We start from the raw sequence: 19,304 nt of genomic DNA on the forward strand, positions 1-19,304 counted from the left end.
AAGTTAACGCTTAAATTGCAGCGTGTAAGTGGTGCTGTTGTCTGCCAGGTCAGTAACGGTGAGGGCCAGCGTGTGTTCGCCCTCCGGGCAATGCTCCTCAAAGGTGTAGGTGAGCACGTTGTTCTTCCGGGAAAACATCAGCCACTTGCCATCCAGCATACCGCGGTAACTCTTAATGCCGTTGTTGTCACCCATAGCAAAGGATATTTTGGTAGCCGTTTTGAGGCTCATGTGCGGGGTAACTTTGCCCAAAGGCTTGATGGTAGGGTCTTTCAGGTCTGTTTCCAGGTGGAAGTTGCCGAGCTCTTTGAACACGCCCCGGTACCATCCGTTCTCCAGTTTCACCGCGGCGGCAGCCCTGTCGCCCCCACCTTCCCGGATCATCACTATTTTGTTGGTAAGCGCTGCAGGCACGGGTTTGGTGGGTTTTATGCGCACGGAGAATGTATCGTGCACGGGCACCAGCACGGATTGCAACTGGTAGCTATTGGAATAATAATCCGCATCTTTTGCAGGGCGTTCTGCATAGTCAAAGCAGAAGGAATCATACACCTCATCTTCCCCTAAGGAAAAGGCCACGTTGGCATTCGCAAAATCATTGCGCATGGAAGGGCGGATCATTTTTGCACAACTGTCTGCCGGTTCATCTTCCCCTTTACATTGCAAAGCAAATTTCACTATGCTGGTATTGCCATAGGCATCCTTCACCTGCAGCTGCAGGTTATGTACGGCCCCATCGCTCAAACTCACGATGCCACTCCCTTTCAGCGGGTGATAAATATCGAGTTTATTGCCCGGCAGGGCATATAGCAGTTGCAGGTAAGGGCCTCCGTTCTTCTTTGTTTTATAATCCACATGTGCATTGATGTAGCGCGTTTCTTCATACCCGATATGGTCTAACTGGAAGCCAATGTCCGGTGTGTTATCCTGCAATAAAACCGCCTCGTAAATGCCGTTGGCATTCTCCGAGTTATTCTGCCGGTCTATGGCCTGCACACCGATGCTCACCAGGCTGTGGGACGTAGTGATCACGGGCGTGGCGGGCTGGTATACATTCCCCACTTTTTTTACGGAGATCATTTGCGGTGATTGCTGGTAAATGCTGGTAAAGCGGTTGTACACCGCGATGCGGTACACTTCCGGGGCGCGGGTGTCGGGCACGTCAAAGCCAAACAGCAGGGGATTCACCGGCTTGCCGCTGGCGGTTTCACGGATCTCGAAATGCAGGTGGGGGCCCGCGCTGCCGCCCGTATTGCCGCTCCAGGCAATGAACTGGCCTTTCTTTACAGGAAACATATTGGCCGGTATGGCCATGTCACATGCCCAGCTTTCGGTTTTGTATTCCTGGTCTTTCACATACTTTTCCAACGCGGGGAAGAAGCGGTTCAAATGCCCGTGCACCGTGGTAAACCCGTTGGGATGGGTAATGTAGATCACGTTGCCAAAGCCCGTGTGCGACACCCCTACCCGGCTCACATAACCATCTGCCGCGGCGTGCACGGCCAGGTTTTCCCGCTGGTTGGTCTTAATGTCCATACCGGAGTGGAAGTGATTGGGGCGCAGCTCACCAAAGTTGCCGGCCAGGGAAATAGGAATATCCAGCGGATCGCGGAAGTAGCCCTTCGGATAATTCTTTACCGGCATGTCCTGCGCGGAGGCCAGTAACGGGGCCAGAAATAAGCAAAAACCAAAATATCGTTTCATAAAAAGTTCCCGTGTAAAGTGCGGATGTTAGGTTGACTCATAACAATGATACCAAACATTTTTTAAATGTTACCGGCCAACATATATGCAATTTTTTTTCTACTTTGGTGGCCTTAAAATGTGAGACCACATGTCCATTGAAGTAGCGCAGCTCAGCAAGATTTACGGGGAACAAAAGGCAGTGGACAACATCTCCTTTTCCTTGCAGAAGGGCGAGATCGTGGGGTTCCTGGGGCCCAATGGTGCGGGTAAATCCACTACCATGAAAATGATCACGGGCTACCTGCCACCCAGCGGCGGCACGGCTACCGTGTGCGGCTTTGATGCAGTGAAAGATCCCATGAAAGTGCGCAAACGCGTAGGTTACCTGCCGGAATCCAATCCCCTGTACTTCGACATGTACGTGCGGGAGTTCCTGCGCTTCATTGCAGGCGTGCACCAGTTGGGCATTTCCGCGGAAAAGCGCGTGGAAGAAATGATCCAGGTGACCGGCCTTGCACCGGAAAGCAAAAAGAAAATAGGTGCCTTGTCCAAAGGCTACAAACAGCGGGTGGGCCTGGCCCAGGCGCTGCTGCATAACCCTGAAGTACTCATCCTGGACGAGCCTACTTCCGGCCTGGATCCCAACCAACTGGTGGAGATCCGCCAGCTGATCCGGTCCCTGGGTGCGGATAAAACGGTGATCCTCTCTACCCATATCATGCAGGAAGTGGAAGCCATGTGCAGCCGCGTGCTTATTATCAACAAAGGCCAGCTGGTGATGGACAACCCCATTGCCGCCCTGCAGCAAACCAGCACTGGTGGTGGTTCCATACAGGTATCTTTCGCGGAGCAGCTCGTGCCGGCCGCCCTGGAAGCCATTGCAGGTGTAACGCGGGTACAGGCCGGCGAGGGCAACAGTTGGACATTGTACAGCCAGGATGTAGAATCCGTGCGGAAAAACCTGCTACAATTCGCTTTGATAAATAACCGGAACATCCTTTCTTTGCAGAGCAATTCACAAAGCCTGGAAAGTATTTTCCGGGAATTGACAAAGTAAAGTTCGTCGTAAATGTGCTTGTTACAGGGCCACACAAAGCCGTTGCACCAGCAACTATTCTACAACTGATTTTCTTTAACCATATTTCAAATCTCAATTTTTAAAAAATGAGCATCATTTCAGCTATTCACGCGAGACAAATCCTTGACAGCCGTGGCAATCCCACTGTAGAAGTAGACGTAACCACAGAAGACGGTCACTTTGGCCGCGCCGCTGTGCCCTCCGGCGCCTCTACCGGTAAGCACGAGGCCGTGGAACTGCGTGACAACGACAAGAGTGTATACATGGGCAAAGGCGTTCTGCAGGCAGTAGCCAACGTAAATGATATCATTGCTGAAGAACTGATCGGTTGGGATGTTACAGACCAGTCTGGCATTGACCAGGCTATGATCGAACTGGATGGTACTCCCAACAAGAGCAAGCTGGGAGCAAACGCCATGCTGGCCGTGTCTATGGCAGTAGCCAAAGCCGCTGCGGACGAAGTGGGCCTGCCACTGTACCGTTACCTGGGTGGCGTTAACGCTTCTACCCTGCCCGTACCCATGATGAACATCATCAACGGTGGTGTGCACGCTGATAACAAGATCGACTACCAGGAATTCATGATCGTACCCATTGGCGCTTCTTCCTTCTCCGAAGGCCTGCGCTGGGGTGTTGAGATCTTCCACCACCTGAAATCCGTACTGAAAAAGAAAGGCTACAGCACCAACGTAGGGGACGAAGGCGGCTTTGCCCCGGAGATCCAGAGCAATGAAGAAGCTATCGAAACCGTACTGGCAGCCATCGAAGCCGCTGGCTACAAAGCAGGTTCCCAGATCGGTATCGCCCTGGACGCCGCCAGCAGCGAGATGTACAACGAGGCTGACAAGACCTATAAATTCTACAAATCTTCCGGCAAGGTGCTGACCAGCGATGAGATGGTGGCCTACTGGACAGAATGGGTAAACAAATATCCCATCATCTCCATCGAAGATGGTATGGCAGAAGACGACTGGGAAGGCTGGAAAAAACTGACCGAAGCGATCGGCGCCAAGGTACAGCTGGTAGGCGACGACCTGTTCGTAACCAACGTAACCCGCCTGAAAGAAGGTATTGATAAGGGCATTGCCAACTCTATTCTGATCAAGGTAAACCAGATCGGTACGGTGACCGAAACCATCAACGCGGTGAACATGGCCCACAAAGCCGGCTATACTTCCGTGATGAGCCACCGTTCCGGCGAAACCGAAGACGTAACCATCGCCGACCTGGCAGTAGCCCTGAACTGCGGCCAGATCAAGACCGGTTCTGCTTCCCGTACGGACCGTATTGCCAAGTACAACCAGCTGATCCGCATTGAGGAAGAACTGGACAATGTGGCTTATTATCCCGGAAATACCATTAAATTTGGTAAGAAGTAAGGCCAATGGTACACTGGTTTAGCAGTGTATAAACATACAACCGGGTACTGACTTCCGAGGCAGTACCCGGTATTTTTTTAACCCGTTTATTCAACGCGAATGGAAGAGCAGCTGCAGGATCCACTGGAAAACCATGACGAGATCATTGACGGAAGCAATAAACGTCCGAAGTTCAGCATCCCTGCCTGGGCCCGTAATAAGTACGTGGTTACGGCTACGGCTTTTGTGCTCTGGATAGCTTTCTTTGACGATCATAACCTGCTGTACAGCATTCATTTATCACGGGAAGTGGGCAAGCGCGTGGCCCGCCGGGAAAGCCTGACACAACAGATAGCGCAAACCCGGAAAGAACAGGAAGAACTGCTGGGCACCCCGGATGCTCTGGAGAAATTTGCCCGGGAGAAGTACCTTTTCAAAAAAGACAACGAAGACGAATTCATTATCAAGGAGAAAGAGTAACAACAGCCGCCAGCCGGGCTTATCTGCGTCCCATAATTTTTGGGCACGGGCAACAATACGCCGTTAACATTGTCCGTTATAAGAAGGTAATATCCAAGTTCACATATAAAATACACTGCATGGATAATTCTACACCTTTCTCTTTTACAAAATCCTTCCCTGTCACTGGTAGCCAAAAACAAACCACGCTCGTATCCCAGGATCTCATTTTACCCGCTACAGAACAGGCACACCTTTCCGAAACTTATGCTGCACTGGACACTTTGCGCACCGCCCCCCGCGCCGCAGCGCTGAAAGCGATCTTTGCGCATGCGGCAGCAGCGCAGGAGAAGGTTTCCCGGTAAGAAGTTGGTACCAGGTAGTAAGTAATAAGTACACAGGTGCTTCGTATTGTTATGTGCAAAACAGGTCGTAAAATCTTATTTTGCGCCTTAACGCATTGTACGCAGTACCTTGTACACCGTACCTACTACATCATACATACTACCAGATACAATGACTAAAAAAGAGCGCTTCGACTTCGTGATCCGCTGGTTTGAACAGCATGTCCCGGATGCCGAAACAGAACTGGTTTACGACAATCCCTACGAGCTGCTGGTGGCTGTGATCCTATCGGCCCAGTGTACGGACAAGCGGGTGAATATGACCACCCCGGCCATTTTCCAGCGCTACCCCACGGTAGAGAAACTGGCCACTGCCACGTTTGATGAGCTCTTCCCGCTGATCCGCAGCATTTCTTACCCGAATAATAAAACAAAACACCTGATCGGCATGGCGGAGAAGGTGGTGCATGACTTTCATGGGGAAATACCACACACCGTGCCGGAGCTCATTACGCTGCCGGGCGTAGGCCGCAAGACGGCCAATGTGATTACCTCCGTGATAGACCACCAGCCCAACATGGCCGTGGATACCCACGTATTCCGCGTATCGGCCCGCATAGGACTTACCACCGGTGCCAAAACACCGCTGCAAACGGAAATGCAGCTGCTCAAATACATCCCGGAAGACAAGGTGCATATTGCCCACCACTGGATCATATTGCATGGCCGCTACATTTGTGTGGCCCGCAATCCCAGGTGCGGGGAGTGTGGCCTGCGGCCGGCCTGCAAATACTACAACACGGTTGTAAAAAAAGAACTGGAAGCACGGCAACTGCCGCTGCTCCCGTCGCACGTGATGCCTGCGGCAAAAGCGAAACCAAAGAAAGCCGCCGGAAAGGAAACCACTGCTGCAAAGAAAGCGGCCACGCCCAAAAAAGCGGCTGTGAAACCAAAGAAAACAAAATAGGCTTCAAAGGCCATCTGTACTGCATTCTGCCTTTTGCCGGCCGCCCAAAAAATAACTTGTGCGTCCGACATTTTTACTATCTTAACCAGCGTTTTATTTTACCTGACCAAAAGCCTTACTTACACGTTTATGAAAGCAGCCACCCGACTACAGCTGATGTTGATGATGTTCCTGGAGTTCTTTATCTGGGGCGCCTGGTTCGTTACCATGGGAACCTTTGTATTGAAAAACTTACAGAACACTAACGACGGTCACGTAGGGCAAGCCTATCTCTGCCAGTCATTTGGTGCCATCATTGCACCGTTTATCATTGGTCTGATCGCAGACCGTTACATCGCCGCACAGATCATTATGGGCGTGCTGCACCTGCTGGGCGCTGCCACCCTGTGGTACTGCTCCACCCTTACAGACTTTTCCGCATTTTACCCGCTCATTGTGCTGTACATGGTATTGTACATGCCCACCCTGGCACTGGTGAATACCGTTTCCTTCAACCAGATGAAAAATCCCAGCAAAGAGTTTCCGCCCATCCGTACCATGGGCACCCTGGGCTGGATCGTGGCCGGTGTGCTGATCGGCTGGCTGGCATGGGAATCCAATCATAAACTGGACCTTACCTTCAAAATGGCTGCCGGTGCATCCCTGGTACTGGGCCTCCTGAGCTTTACCCTGCCCAATACCCCCCCGGGCAAAAGAGGCCAGAAAGTGACCGTGGGCGATATCATTGGCCTAGATGCACTGAAACTGCTGGCCAATAAATCTTACCTGATCTTCTTCCTGGCATCTATCGCCATCTGCGTGCCGCTGTCATTCTACTACAACTTCACCAATCCTTTCCTGAACGAGATCGGCATGAAGGCTGCTGCCGGGAAAATGGCCCTGGGACAGGTTTCTGAGCTGCTGTTCATGGTGATCATGCCCCTGCTTTTTGTAAGACTGGGCGTGAAAAAAATGCTGGCTGTAGGTATGGCCGCATGGGTGCTCCGCTACATTTTCTTTGCTTATGGTAATGTGGATGCGGGTTACTGGATGCTCATCGGTGGCATTGTGCTGCATGGTGTATGCTACGACTTCTTCTTCGTAACAGGACAGATCTATACCGACAACCTGGCCGGCCCGCAATTCAAGAGCGCTGCGCAGGGTATGATCACGCTGGCTACTTATGGCGTGGGCATGCTGATCGGCTCTTACATGTCCGGCCCTATTGTAAACAGCTACAAGACCGGTGCAGATACCCACAACTGGACGTCTGTATGGCTGATCCCTGCCGGCATTGCCGTAGTGGTGCTCCTGCTGTTCGTCCTGCTGTTTAAAGACCGCAACGCTATCAAACAGGAAGACCTGGCTACAGCTGCCGCGGCCCACTAACCAGGCTTTTACCAAACGCTTTTATCCCGCGGGTATTAATCGTAATCATTTATTGTTTATTCCTATCAAACAATCGATCATTGCAATTAATACCCGCTTTTCTTTTACTAACAACCACGTGATCATTTAACCTTCACCAACACATTATTACCATGAGAATTGCCATGCTGGGCTCGGGTTTTATCGGGCGTTTTTATGCGGATTCCCTGCTGGGACAAAGAAGCAAAGATGAAATTGTAAGTATCTATTCCCGCCGCGAAGAAAGCGCGCGCAAGTTTGCCGAAGACTACAAAGTACCGCATGCCACCACAGACATGCTGGCCGCCATTAACCACCCCGATGTGGAAGTGGTATGCATTTCCCTGCCCAACAACCTGCACGAAGCCGCGGTGCTGGCCTGCTGCGCGGCTAAAAAGGCCGTGCTGTGCACCAAGCCCCTGGGCCGTAATGCCGCAGAAGCCAAACGCATGCTGGAAGCCGTAGAAAAAGCAGGCATCTTCCACGGCTACCTGGAAGACCTGGTGTACACGCCCAAATTCAGCAAAGCCTTGCAAAGTGTGCAGAATGGTGCCCTGGGCCGCATCCTCTGGGCCAAGAGCCGTGAAACACACCCTGGCCCCCACAGCGAATGGTTCTGGGATAAGGAACAAGCCGGCGGCGGTTGCATGCTGGACCTGGGCTGCCACTGCGTGGAAATAACCCGCAGCTTCATCGGCAAAGACATCCGCCCCATGGAAGTCATGTGCTGGGCAGATACACAGGTAAAACCCATCGATGCAGAAGACCATGCCATTGCCCTGGTGAAGTATGAGAATGGCGCCATTGGCCAGTTTGAGGTAAGCTGGACCTTCCGGGGTGGCCTGGACCTCCGCGATGAGGTAATGGGTACGGAAGGCACCATCTGGATCAATAACTTCCTGCGCACCGGTTTCGATATGTTCACCACCGGCAAAGGAGCAGACTATGTCGCAGAAAAAGCAGAAAGCAACAGCGGCTGGCTCTTCCCCGTAGGTGATGAGATCAATGACCTGGGCTACAACCATATGTTCACCGACATGCTCCGCTCCATCGAAAACAAGCAAACACCCCGTGAAAGCTTCTATGATGGCTACGTGGTAAACGCTATCCTGGATGCCGCCTACAGATCAGCCACCAGCAAGCAGTGGGAGCCCGTGCAACTGGACATCTGGCGCGGCCAGACCGGTGTTACCAGCAACAAAGACCAGCAGGAATACGATGCAGACCACTACCTGATCAAAGAAGAAACCACGCACTACGGGGCTAAGAAACTGATCCTGAAACATAAGACCACGGGGCAGATCACGGAGAAAACGGTGTAGGCGGAAAAGCTTCCTATTTCAGGTTTCCCGGGAATTTCAAATTCAGTTCTCAAGCGTTCTGCAGCAGCACTGCTTAGGAACATTATCCAATAAAAAATTCCAAAACGCAATACCCACAAGGCTTTCAGCCGGGTTGTGTTTTGGAATTTTTGCTTAGAAATTGGTTGATAAATCGATCAAACAGGTATTGCCTTCCGTGGCAATTTTATCTAACAATGAAAATGGGCTCAGCTTACCAGCCGGATATACGCTTTCCCAAACGTATGATTGATCTCCACTTCCACCAGCTTCCCTTTTTCATACCGGTACACATTGCGTTTACCATCGGGCAGGGTAAGCTCATAGCGGCTGCCACCAAGGGACCTGAGTGCCAGCACCTGGCCCTGCGCTTCTGAAAAAACGGAGGTGATGCGCACCGGCTCTGTAAAGTAAAGCTCACTCACGCAGTGTGTGATGGAGGCTTCCGGGATCACGGTTTTAGTATTATCGTGACTGACATTGTATTGCCTGCCCGCATGCAGCGTGGTGGTTACTTCATCCGTTCCGGATTTGTTCCGCACATTGCGGGCCTGCTCCAGCGTACTACCTGCAAACTGCACGTCCAGCTGGGTGGTGATATTGCCAATGATGTGAAACTCGCTCTTGATCGTAATGTTGCGGGTATTGCCGCTTTGGGTTTGCCTGGCATTAACAAAACCCACCGGCCGGTTGCCAAACACGATCTGGTATTGCTGCGTTTGTGCGTGGGCCGGTTTTACAGTAAAGAAGGCAAGCATGAAGCTCAACAGGTATTTCATAGTAACACTTAGTTCTTGATCCGCTGTTTTTAAATATACAAAAAAATACCAGTGGCCCGCTAACAATTCCGTGTGATAGATGGCATCGGCCAGCACTTAAAAAAAACCGTTAGCACAGCGCAGTGGCAACTGTAACTAACGGTCCGGAACAGCCAGGCTCTTACACCTTATTTGGCTGTCAGCAATTCTTTGATGCGCACCACCAGTTCGCTTTTGGTAATGGGCACGCCCATGATCTTGTTATAACCAATGGCGTCTACCAGGTATTGGTCGCGGATGATCTTGATCAGCTGACCATTATTGATTTCGGGGATAAGCACCTTGTCAAAGCTGTGCAGGATGTCACCCAGGTTCTTGGGGAACGGGCGCAGGTGGCGCAGGTGTGCATGTGCTACTTCGTGGCCTTCTTCCAGCAGTTCCAGCACCGCGCTCTTGATAGCACCGTAGGTAGAGCCCCAACCCAGTATGAGCACTTTGCCCTTTTCAGGGCCCAGCTCTATTTTCTGCGCGGGAATATAGTCAGCAATGCGATCTACTTTCTCCTGGCGGATCTTCACCATCACCTGGTGGTTTTCCGGATCGTAGCTCACGTTACCAGTGATATTCTGCTTTTCAAGGCCGCCAATGCGGTGTTCCAGGCCGGCAGTGCCGGGCACTGCCCAGGGGCGTACCAGTTTCTCATCGCGCTGGTAGGGATAGAAATGCTCCTCTCCTTCTTCCAGTTGCGTCTTGAACTTCACCGCTATCTGGGGCAGGCTGGATGCTTTTGGGAAGCGCCAGGGCTCCGCACCGTTGGCGATATAACCGTCACTGAGGAAGATCACCGGTGTCATATGCTGCACCGCAATGCGGAAGGCTTCAAACACCGCCTCAAAACAGTCGGACGGGGTGCTGGCAGAGATCACCGGCATGGGGCACTCCCCGTTGCGGCCGTAGTAGGCCTGCAGCAGGTCAGATTGCTCCGTTTTGGTGGGCAGGCCCGTAGAGGGGCCACCACGCTGGATATCTATGATCAGCAGGGGAATTTCCAGCATCATGGCCAGGCCCATGGCTTCACTTTTCAGGGCCATACCCGGGCCGGAGGTAGTGGTTACCCCCATGTGGCCACCGTAAGAGGCGCCAATGGCAGACGTAATACCCGCAATCTCATCTTCTGCCTGGAAGGTCTTGATGCCAAAGTTTTTATAGCGGCTCAGTTCATGCAGGATGTCTGACGCCGGCGTAATGGGATAGGTACCCAGGAACAGGGGCAGGTTTGATTTCTGGCTGGCAGCCACCAGGCCGTAGGCCAGGGCGGTATTGCCCGTGATGCTGCGGTACACGCCGGGCTCCATGCGGGCTTTTTCCACGCGGTAGCGGGTAGAAAAAGCTTCCACCGTATCGCCATAATTATAGCCGGCTTTCAGTGTTTTCAGGTTGCTTTCCAGCACGTCCGGCTTCTTGCCAAATTTGTCATTGAGGAAGGCCACGGTATTGTTCATATCGCGGTCGTAGAGCCAGTAGAGAAAACCCAGCACGAACATGTTCTTGGAGCGGTCTTTCTCCTTCATGCCCAGGGGGCTGTCCTTCAGGGCTTCGCGGGTCATCTTGGTGATGTCCATGGTGTGCAGCTGGTAAGCGGCCAGGGAGCCGTCTTCCAGCGGGTTCACGCCTTCGGGGTAGTTAGCCAGGCGCAGGTTCTTGGAATCAAAACCGTCCGTATTGGCGATGATGATGCCGCCTTTTTTCAGACCTTTCAGGTTCGCTTTCAGGGCGGCGGCGTTCATGGCCACCAGCACGTCGCAGGCGTCGCCAGGGGTAAAAATGCGGTTAGAGGAAAAGTGCAGCTGGAAGCCGCTCACCCCGGGCAGGGTGCCTATCGGGGCACGTATTTCGGCCGGGAAATCCGGGAAGGTACTAAGGTCGTTGCCAATCAGGGCGGTGTTATTGGAAAACTGGGTGCCGGTCAGCTGCATCCCGTCCCCGCTATCGCCGGCAAACTTAATCACCACATCTTCAATCTGTTGTATCGGAGTATTGGACATTACGATAATTTGAGCTGGTAAAGTTAGCAATTCGGCAGGTACTAATGGTATCCCAATCGGGAAAAACTGCCTGGTGCAAAAGTACACAATGTTGGTAGACTTCTACAAAAGCATATTATCCAGGTAGCAGGGCCAGGTGTAGGTGCGCTGCGCGCAATACCAGGACCGCAGGGCATTTGCATTGTTTAGCGGATTACCGCAGGTTATGACCCATCATAATTTGTAATAGGGAAGGATGGCTGTACCCGCTTTTCTACCCGAGCATTTACACGTTTTGTTAAAAGAAAAAATGCGCAAATGCCATGGCATGGTGTTTGGAATATTATCCCTGAAGCCAGCGCTGCTACTACGTTTGCAGCTGTGCCGCAGTTGACGGTAAGCTGTACTGCAAATTCCTAAAGTAGTGTTAAAACAAAAAAAATCATACACCAATTTCTTTAAACCAACGTTTATGAAATATATACGACTCACATTGCTGATGACATTGCTTACGGGCGCCATTGCATTCCGCCCTGCGGCAGGTTCTATCAGCGGCAAGATCACACCGCCCGACGGGGCCACAGAAGTGTGGGCGTTTGCGGGCAGTGATACACTGAAAACGGCAGTATCAAACGGGATGGTGAGCTTTGAAAATGTGAAGGCAGGAACGTATACCGTGATCGTAAATGCCAAAAGCCCATACAAGGATGCTACCATCCAGAATGTTAAAGTAGAAGATGGTAAGGTCACTGACCTGGGCGAGATCAAACTGGATCAATAAAGTCTTTATCAACGCAATAGTTGGTTTTCATAGGGGTTAATCAAAAAGCCGGCATCATACGTCTGTATGGCCGGCTTCTTTTTTTGCGGCATGTTATTTACGTGTATGCGTTAGCGTTATATGCCTGATGCATTTTCCGTTGCATTGTGGAATGGTTGGCTTGCGGTCAACAAAAAACGCCCCTGCCGGTGTGGCAGGGGCGTTTCCTTTATCTTCAGGCATCCGCTCACGCGCCGCCCAGTTTGCATTTCTGCAGCACTTCCCATGATTTGCCGTTGTGGCGCAGGAAGTACAGGTTATTCACCTTGAAGCTGGCAGTGTACTCTTTGTTTTCGTACTCCGGCCATGCTTTCTCAAACTGCTCGTCGGTCAGGTCCTTGAATGCTACGGTCACGTGCGGGGTAAAGCCGGTACGTGCCAGCATGGTGGAGAAGCCGAATTCTTTGCGCAGGAAGTTGATCAGCAAACGGTGCATAGCTGACATCGTTTCGCTCTTCTCTACGTTGATAAACAGTACGCGGTTCTGCTTGTTGGGGAATGTACCAAAGCCGTTCAGGTTCACTTCGAAAGGCGCCTGTGTCTTGGCAAATTCGGTCAGCTCGTCGCAGAAGGCTTTTTCCAGGGCCGGGTCTGCGGTGAACGGTACCTGCAGCGTAATGTGCGGCAGTACTTTCAGGGCGTACACCGGGCCATACTTTTCTGCAAACTCCTGTTTTATCTTAATGATCTCTTTACCTACTTCTGCAGTGGGCAGCAGGGCAATAAAGTAGATCTTGTTATCTGGTTTGGGCATCATGGGGCGTCTGTTGCCACCGGGACGTCCGCCCGGACGGCTACCGCCGTATCCACCGCCGCCGCGATTGTAGCCACCGCCACCACCGCCGCGGTTATATCCACCGCCGCCGCCGTAGCCGCCGCCACCGCCGCGATTATAACCGCCGCCACCGCCGCGATCATAACCACCGCCACCACCACGGTTGTATCCGCCACCGCCGCCACCGCGATCATAACCACCGCCGCCGCCACGGTTGTATCCACCGCCGCCGCCGCGATCATAACCGCCGCCACCGCCGCGATTGTAACCGCCGCCACCGCCGTAGCCACCACCTTCCCGGTTGCCATAGCCGCCGCCTTCGCGGTTACCATAACCACCGCCTTCACGGTTACCATAGCCACCACCATCACGGTTGCCGTAGCCACCGCCTTCACGGTTGCCATAGCCGCCACCTTCGCGGTTACCATAGCCACCACCTTCGCGGTTGCCGTAGCCGCCGCCTTCGCGGTTACCATAGCCACCACCACGGTTGTAGCCACCACCGTAGCCGCCACCACCTTCGCGGTTGCCATAACCACCGCCTTCACGGTTGCCATAGCCACCACCGCCTTCGCGGTTGCCATAGTTATCACCACCTTCGCGGTTGTAATTAGGCCGGTAGGGCCTGGTTTCCCGGTCGGGATTGAAAGGACGACTGTTCATATCAGTCTTGTCGCTGTCAAATTCGCGGTTGTCCCTGTTGTAGCCACCTGGTTTCTCTGAATTGGAATTAGGATCAGATTCTTTGTTGGTGTCCGGATTGTAAGGCTTACGGGGGCGTTCGTTTCTCTCAAAATTCATCTTGCTAAATTAAAACGTTTGAATATTAGAGATGATTTCATAAACATGAAATACATCCTGGTACGTGTTATAAAGTGGCGCCGGTGCAAACCGTATAACGCCGGGTTCTCTGTAATCTACAATGATACCTGCTGCTGTGAGTTGCTGGTGAATGGCTTTGCCCTGGTTTCCGAAGAACAAAGATAATTGCGCACCACGTTCCGCACAATTTTCAGGTGTTAAAATTTCAAAGTTGATACTACCGATCTGATGGAGCAAATATTCCAGGTAACCGGTAAGCTGTATGCTCTTCTCTCTTAATGCAGCAATGCTGGTGGACCCAAATATTTCCAGGGATGTTTTTAGTCCCACCATGTTAAATACCTGCGCTGTGCTCAGTTGCCAGCCTTCGGCGGTAGCCTTGGGTACAAACCCTTTTTCCATCAGGAAGCGTGTACTTTCATCGTTACCCCACCAGCCGCCTGCCCTGGGATAATCCAGCTGTGCGGCATGTTTTTCATGGATAAATGCGCCGCCCACTGCACCGGGCCCGCCATTGAGGTATTTGTAAGAACACCATACCGCAAAGTCCACTTCCCAGTCGTGTAGTTGCAAAGGTACATTGCCTACCGCATGTGCCAGGTCAAAACCGGCAAAAGCGCCCACTTGATGGGCTGCCTCGGTTAAGGCTTTCATGTCAAAAAGCTGGCCGGTGTAATAGTTAATGCCGCCAAATAATAACAAGGCTAAGCTATCACTTTGTTCACCGATTGCCTGTAAAATATCTTCTATCCGGATCAAATGTTCTCCCGGCCTGGGCGAAATCTCGATGATCGCGTCTGCCGGGTTGTACCCGTATAATTTTACTTGCGTTTCCACGGCATACTGATCGCTCGGGAATGCGCCTGCCTCCATGATGATCTTGTAACGCTTACCGGACGGGCGGTAAAAACTCAGCATCAAAAGGTGCAGGTTCGTGGTCAGCGTGTTCATGACCGAAACTTCCTGCTCCAGGGCGCCCACCAGGGGGGCCAGGGGCTTGCGGCAGAACTGCTGGTAATACAACCATGGATTTTGCGCCTTCCAGTAGCCTTCCACGGCGTGGGTGCGCCAGTCTTCCAGCTCCTGTTGTATGGCTGCCTGTAGCGCTTTTGGCTGCAGACCTAATGAATTCCCACAGAAATAAATGGCTTCTTTGCCCTCGTGACGGGGAAAATGGAATTGCTCCCTGAACTTATGTAGTGAATCCTGCTGATCCTGGCTTACTGCATAGGATAAAGATGCTTGGTACGTCATCGTTACTTTCTTTCTAATCTTGCGCTATTGTTCGGTTCCGGGCTTACCAGGTGGAAATTGTCTTGTTATGATTTTACAGTGATTGCATTCTCTAAATTGGCACAAATCCCAGGCCATAACCGCCTACCGGTCTATAAGCCTTGTTTGATCGGCCAGAATATGCCTTGTCTGGATAATATCGTCAGGAATAAACTTGGTTTACGACTCAAAAAATTTGCTAATGTTATGCTGGAGCGCTGTGCAGCCTACACACTTTGTGAAAGGCCTACCCCGTGGATAGCTTATCTTACTGGTTGTTTTGGGACTTTTATATCTATTTTCTCAAAATGTGCAGTACAGACCGCTTTTCGGTTTTCCTTCGCTTTCTTTTCTCAGTATCTAAATAGTTGGCTCAGGCTATAAAATGTGCCAGATGGTATTTCTCAATCTTTCAATAAGGACCCAAAAATAATAAAGCCTTTCCAAATATAACAATGTTCTTTTGTTAAAGTTTGGTAAATGGCCCAAAAACGTATAAATGGACTACAAACAGCCGTTTTTTAACGGGTTTTTAAGGTTTGGCCGGGCCTCCGGGAGCAAAATTTTCACAAAAAAACCGCCCGGAGGATTCCGGGCGGCGTCACCTAACTTACAACTGTTACACTGTAAAGCATTCCGGGAGCAAGCCTATTTCAGGGGTTGGGGCTGTTCTACCAGCACCCCGTTCGTAGCATGCGCGTCGTCCGCATGCGCGGGCTCGTCTTTCCCTTTAAAGAATTTATATGGCTTGGGAGACAGGTAGTTATCATCATGCAGCTCCCTCACTTTAGCCCTGGGCATAAAGAGCTTTACGATCAGCACCAGGAAGGGCACATATTTCAACGCCCTTGGCCAGCCCATGTAATCCAGCACGTCAATAGAGCGCTTGTTCATGGAGTACATCACCGGCACCAGGATGAGGGTGAGGAAGGTGGCAAAGATCAACCCGAAGATCATGGTCCAGGCCAGGGGCCCCCAGAACGCCACGTTATCCCCGCCAAAGAAGATGTGCGGCTCAAACGAGGAGAAGAGGGATGCAAAGTCAATATTAAAGCCCACCGCCAGCGGGATGAGCCCCAGAATGGCCGCAATGGCCGTGAGGATCACCGGGGTCATACGTGTGCGGCCGGCCTCCATCACTGCCTCATGCACCGTAGCGCCCTGCATCAGCAGCAGGTCTGTAAACTCTACCAGCACGATCCCATTGCGCACCACGATGCCCGCCAGGGCCATGATGCCCACACCGGTCATTACAATGGAAATATCCATCTTGGTAATGGCAAAGCCCAGGAATACCCCGATGATGCTGAACAGGATCTCGGAGAAGATGATCAGCGGGCGGCCTATGGAGTTGAACTGCAGCACCATGATCAGCAGGATGAGGCCAAAAGCGCCCACCATGGCCTTTAGCAGGAAGTTCATGGTTTCTTCCTGGTCTTCCTGCTCACCGGTCATCTTCACCATTACACCGGCGGGCTTGGCAAATTCATCCAGGGCTGCCTTGATCTGGCCCACCACCTCGTTGGCATTGTAGCCGGAGAGCACGTTGGATGCCAGGGTCACCACGCGCTTCTGGTCTATACGTTTAATGCTTGCATATGTATTGGCATAGCGGATGGTAGCCACCGCGCTCAGGGGCACCTGGCGCACCGCACCGCCCATGTTCATATCACGGAACATGATGTTGGTGTTCATCAGCGTGTTCACGTTGTTACGCTGGTCTTCTTTAAAGCGCACATTGATCGGGTAGTCATCTTCCGGGTCGCGGTACTTGGAGGCTTCCGTACCAAAAAGGGCGCCGCGCAGGGCCATGCCGATGGTGGCGGTAGAGATGCCTTCCCGGTTAGCACGCTCCCGGTCTATCTCTACTACAACTTCCGGCTTGTTGCTTTCAAAATCACTTTTCAATTCTTCCACCCCGCCAATGTTGAGCGAGTCCAGGTAACGTTTGATCTTATCGGAAGTGGTGGTCAGTGTTTCAAATTCATCACCGGAGATCTCGATGTTGATGGCCTTACCCGTGGGCGGACCGCTTTGTTCCTGCTCCACGGTAATGTTGGCCCCGGGAATGCCTTTTACGGCTGCACGGATCTTGTCCAGGTAGTCCTTGGTGGACTGCCCGTGCCTTTCTCCGAACTCCACGAAAGCCACGGTCACCTTGCCTTTCTGCGGCTCTGTACCCTGGCTCATCTGTGAGGGATCGCCTGCGCCTACCGCCACGTTGGAGATAATGGATTCCACGATGGGGTTATTGGGCTTCACTACGGATGTAATGCGCTTTTCGATCACATGGGTAATAGAGTCTGTGTACTTCTGATCCGTGCCCATGGGCAGTTCTATGTAGGTATAAATGAAGTTCGGATCGGAGGTGGGGAAGAATACCACTTTGGGTGCGCGGATGCCGATGAGCATCACGCTGAAGATCAGCAGGCCAAAGGTGGCAAAGAGGATCCATACCGGGCGCCAGCCCACCAGGAACCAGGCCAGGACGGACTTGTAGCGCTCCTGCACCTTGGGCCAGAAGCCGTACTGGAAGCGCCGTGCAATAGCGCCCAGCCAGAAACGTTCCAGCGCGATCAGGCACCACAGGAAGATGATGAAATTGCCACCACCCGCGTTCTTAGTGCCATAACAGATCAGCGCCAGTACGGCAAAGATGATGGTAAGAATGGTAAACTTGCGGTCCCACTTTGCTTTCGGGTGCGCCTCCCCTTCATGCTTGTCCATGAAGTCCACCGCAAACACCGGGTTGATGATGTACGCCACAAACAGCGATGCCAGCAGGGTGGTGATCAGTGTTACCGGCAGGTAGAACATGAACTTACCGATGATCCCGGGCCAGAACAGCAGTGGCACAAAAGGCGCCAGTACCGTAAGCGTGCCCGATAGCACCGGGAGGAATACTTCTCCCGCGGCCATCTTTGCGGCTTTTACAATGCCCAGGTTCTTGGTCTCGTAGAAGATACGGTGCACGTTCTCGATCACCACGATGGCGTCATCCACCACGATACCGAGTGCCAGCAGGAAGGAGAACAATACCATCATGTTCAGCGTAAAGCCATACACCGGCATCAGCAGGAACGCGATGAACATGGAGATGGGTACCGACAAGGCCACAAACACTGCATTCACGGCTCCCATGAAGAACATGAGGATGATGGTCACCAATGCAAAGCCAATGATGATGGTGTTGATCAGGTCGCGCAGGGTGGAGCGGGTAGACTTGGACTGGTCTGCGGTGATGGTCACTTTCAGGCCTTTGGGGAAATAGGTTTTCTCCATGTCTTCCTTGATGGCGCGGATCTTATCACTGGCATCGATCAGGTTCTTACCGCTTTGCTTGATAACGTTGAGGGTAATTACGTTCTCCCCGTTCAGGCGCGCGTAGCTTTCCTGCTCTTTGAAGCCATCCACCACATCGGCAATGTCTTTCAGGTACACGGTGCTGCCCGCGCTGCCACGGATCACGATGTTGCGGATCTTCAGCGGGTCTTTGTATTCCCCTTTAATGCTCAGCGTACGTTTTTGTCCATCCATGGAAACAAGGCCACCGGAAATGGTGATGTTTTCCGATTGGATGGCGCGCGTAATATCGTCAAAAGAGATCTGGGCCGCATCCATTTTGTATTTGTCCACGTTCACCTGGATCTCACGGTCCAGCGCCCCTACAATGTCCACGCGGGTGATCTCATTCAGGGCTTCAATGCGGTCCTGCATTTCATCTGCATAGCGCTTGAGGGATTGCAGGTCAAAATCACCGGAAAGGTTGATGTTCATGATGGGCATCTGGCTCACATCAATCTTGATGATCTGCGGTTCCTGGTCCAGTTTCTGGGGCAGGTCTTTGCGCGCATCATCCACCTTCTGGCGCACTTCATTGCGGGCCGCTTCAATATCCTCTTCCGCATTAAATTCTATAGAAATGGCGGAGTAGTCCTGGAGGGAAGTGCTCTTGATCTTCTTCACACCGGAGATGCCGTTCAGCTGCTTTTCAATGGGCTTGGTCACCAGCGTTTCCATATCCTCCGGTGATGTACCGAAGTTGATGGTGCTGATGTAGAACTGCGGGAACACCACTTCCGGGAATTGCTCCTTGGGCAGCGAGAGGTAGGACGAAATGCCCAGCAGTGCGATGAGCACCGTGGCCACGTAAATGCTCACCCGGTTATCAATGGCCCAACTGGTGGGCTTAAATTCTTTTTGTAGATCTTTCAT

14 protein-coding genes are annotated in these 19,304 nt (G+C 52.2%); 8 read left to right on the plus strand and 6 right to left on the minus strand.

Annotated elements, in window-relative coordinates; genetic code table 11:
- Positions 1-3: 3 nt before the first annotated feature.
- The gene (locus DCC81_RS00855; RefSeq protein WP_108684707.1) at positions 4-1,704 is read right to left on the minus strand and encodes a M23 family metallopeptidase; all 1,701 of its coding nucleotides are present in this window, start codon (positions 1,702-1,704) and stop codon (positions 4-6) included.
- Positions 1,705-1,834: 130 nt separating this feature from the next.
- Between DCC81_RS00855 and gldA the strand changes: the two genes are divergently transcribed.
- From gldA to DCC81_RS00890, 7 genes are all read left to right on the plus strand, one after another.
- Entirely contained in the window at positions 1,835-2,743 is a 909-nt protein-coding gene (gene gldA / locus DCC81_RS00860) for a gliding motility-associated ABC transporter ATP-binding subunit GldA (protein WP_108684708.1), read from the plus strand.
- Between the two features lie 107 nt (positions 2,744-2,850).
- Positions 2,851-4,143, plus strand: coding sequence for a phosphopyruvate hydratase (eno, locus tag DCC81_RS00865; RefSeq protein WP_108684709.1), 1,293 nt, complete (start codon positions 2,851-2,853; stop codon positions 4,141-4,143).
- A 99-nt stretch (positions 4,144-4,242) separates the two neighbouring features.
- A complete protein-coding gene (locus DCC81_RS00870; protein ID WP_108684710.1) occupies positions 4,243-4,602 on the plus strand; it encodes an FtsB family cell division protein in 360 nt (119 codons plus the stop codon).
- A 119-nt stretch (positions 4,603-4,721) separates the two neighbouring features.
- A complete protein-coding gene (locus DCC81_RS00875) occupies positions 4,722-4,946 on the plus strand; it encodes a hypothetical protein (protein WP_108684711.1) in 225 nt (74 codons plus the stop codon).
- Positions 4,947-5,097: 151 nt separating this feature from the next.
- Positions 5,098-5,892, plus strand: coding sequence for an endonuclease III (nth, locus tag DCC81_RS00880; RefSeq protein WP_108684712.1), 795 nt, complete (start codon positions 5,098-5,100; stop codon positions 5,890-5,892).
- A gap of 129 nt (positions 5,893-6,021) precedes the next feature.
- Entirely contained in the window at positions 6,022-7,260 is a 1,239-nt protein-coding gene (locus tag DCC81_RS00885) for a nucleoside permease (RefSeq protein WP_108684713.1), read from the plus strand.
- A 152-nt stretch (positions 7,261-7,412) separates the two neighbouring features.
- A complete protein-coding gene (locus tag DCC81_RS00890) occupies positions 7,413-8,600 on the plus strand; it encodes a Gfo/Idh/MocA family protein (protein ID WP_108684714.1) in 1,188 nt (395 codons plus the stop codon).
- Positions 8,601-8,827: 227 nt separating this feature from the next.
- Here the strand turns inward: DCC81_RS00890 and DCC81_RS00895 are convergent, their stop codons facing one another.
- Both DCC81_RS00895 and DCC81_RS00900 read right to left on the minus strand, forming a co-directional pair.
- Positions 8,828-9,397 (minus strand): DUF6134 family protein, encoded by a 570-nt coding sequence (locus DCC81_RS00895; RefSeq protein WP_133177491.1) that lies wholly within the window; start codon positions 9,395-9,397, stop codon positions 8,828-8,830.
- Between the two features lie 167 nt (positions 9,398-9,564).
- Positions 9,565-11,421 (minus strand): 2-oxoacid:acceptor oxidoreductase subunit alpha, encoded by a 1,857-nt coding sequence (locus DCC81_RS00900; protein WP_108684716.1) that lies wholly within the window; start codon positions 11,419-11,421, stop codon positions 9,565-9,567.
- Positions 11,422-11,872: 451 nt separating this feature from the next.
- Between DCC81_RS00900 and DCC81_RS00905 the strand changes: the two genes are divergently transcribed.
- A complete protein-coding gene (locus tag DCC81_RS00905; protein WP_108684717.1) occupies positions 11,873-12,181 on the plus strand; it encodes a carboxypeptidase-like regulatory domain-containing protein in 309 nt (102 codons plus the stop codon).
- A gap of 226 nt (positions 12,182-12,407) precedes the next feature.
- Here the strand turns inward: DCC81_RS00905 and DCC81_RS25775 are convergent, their stop codons facing one another.
- From DCC81_RS25775 to DCC81_RS00920, 3 genes are all read right to left on the minus strand, one after another.
- Positions 12,408-13,796, minus strand: coding sequence for a 2'-5' RNA ligase family protein (locus DCC81_RS25775; RefSeq protein WP_240612861.1), 1,389 nt, complete (start codon positions 13,794-13,796; stop codon positions 12,408-12,410).
- A 9-nt stretch (positions 13,797-13,805) separates the two neighbouring features.
- On the minus strand, positions 13,806-15,071 hold the full coding sequence (gene kynU, locus DCC81_RS00915; protein WP_108684718.1) for a kynureninase: 1,266 nt from the start codon (positions 15,069-15,071) through the stop codon (positions 13,806-13,808).
- 666 nt (positions 15,072-15,737) lie between these two features.
- Entirely contained in the window at positions 15,738-19,304 is a 3,567-nt protein-coding gene (locus DCC81_RS00920) for an efflux RND transporter permease subunit (protein WP_108684719.1), read from the minus strand.

Origin of the sequence: Chitinophaga parva, from assembly GCF_003071345.1 — a bacterium.
Lineage (GTDB): Bacteria > Bacteroidota > Bacteroidia > Chitinophagales > Chitinophagaceae > Chitinophaga > Chitinophaga parva.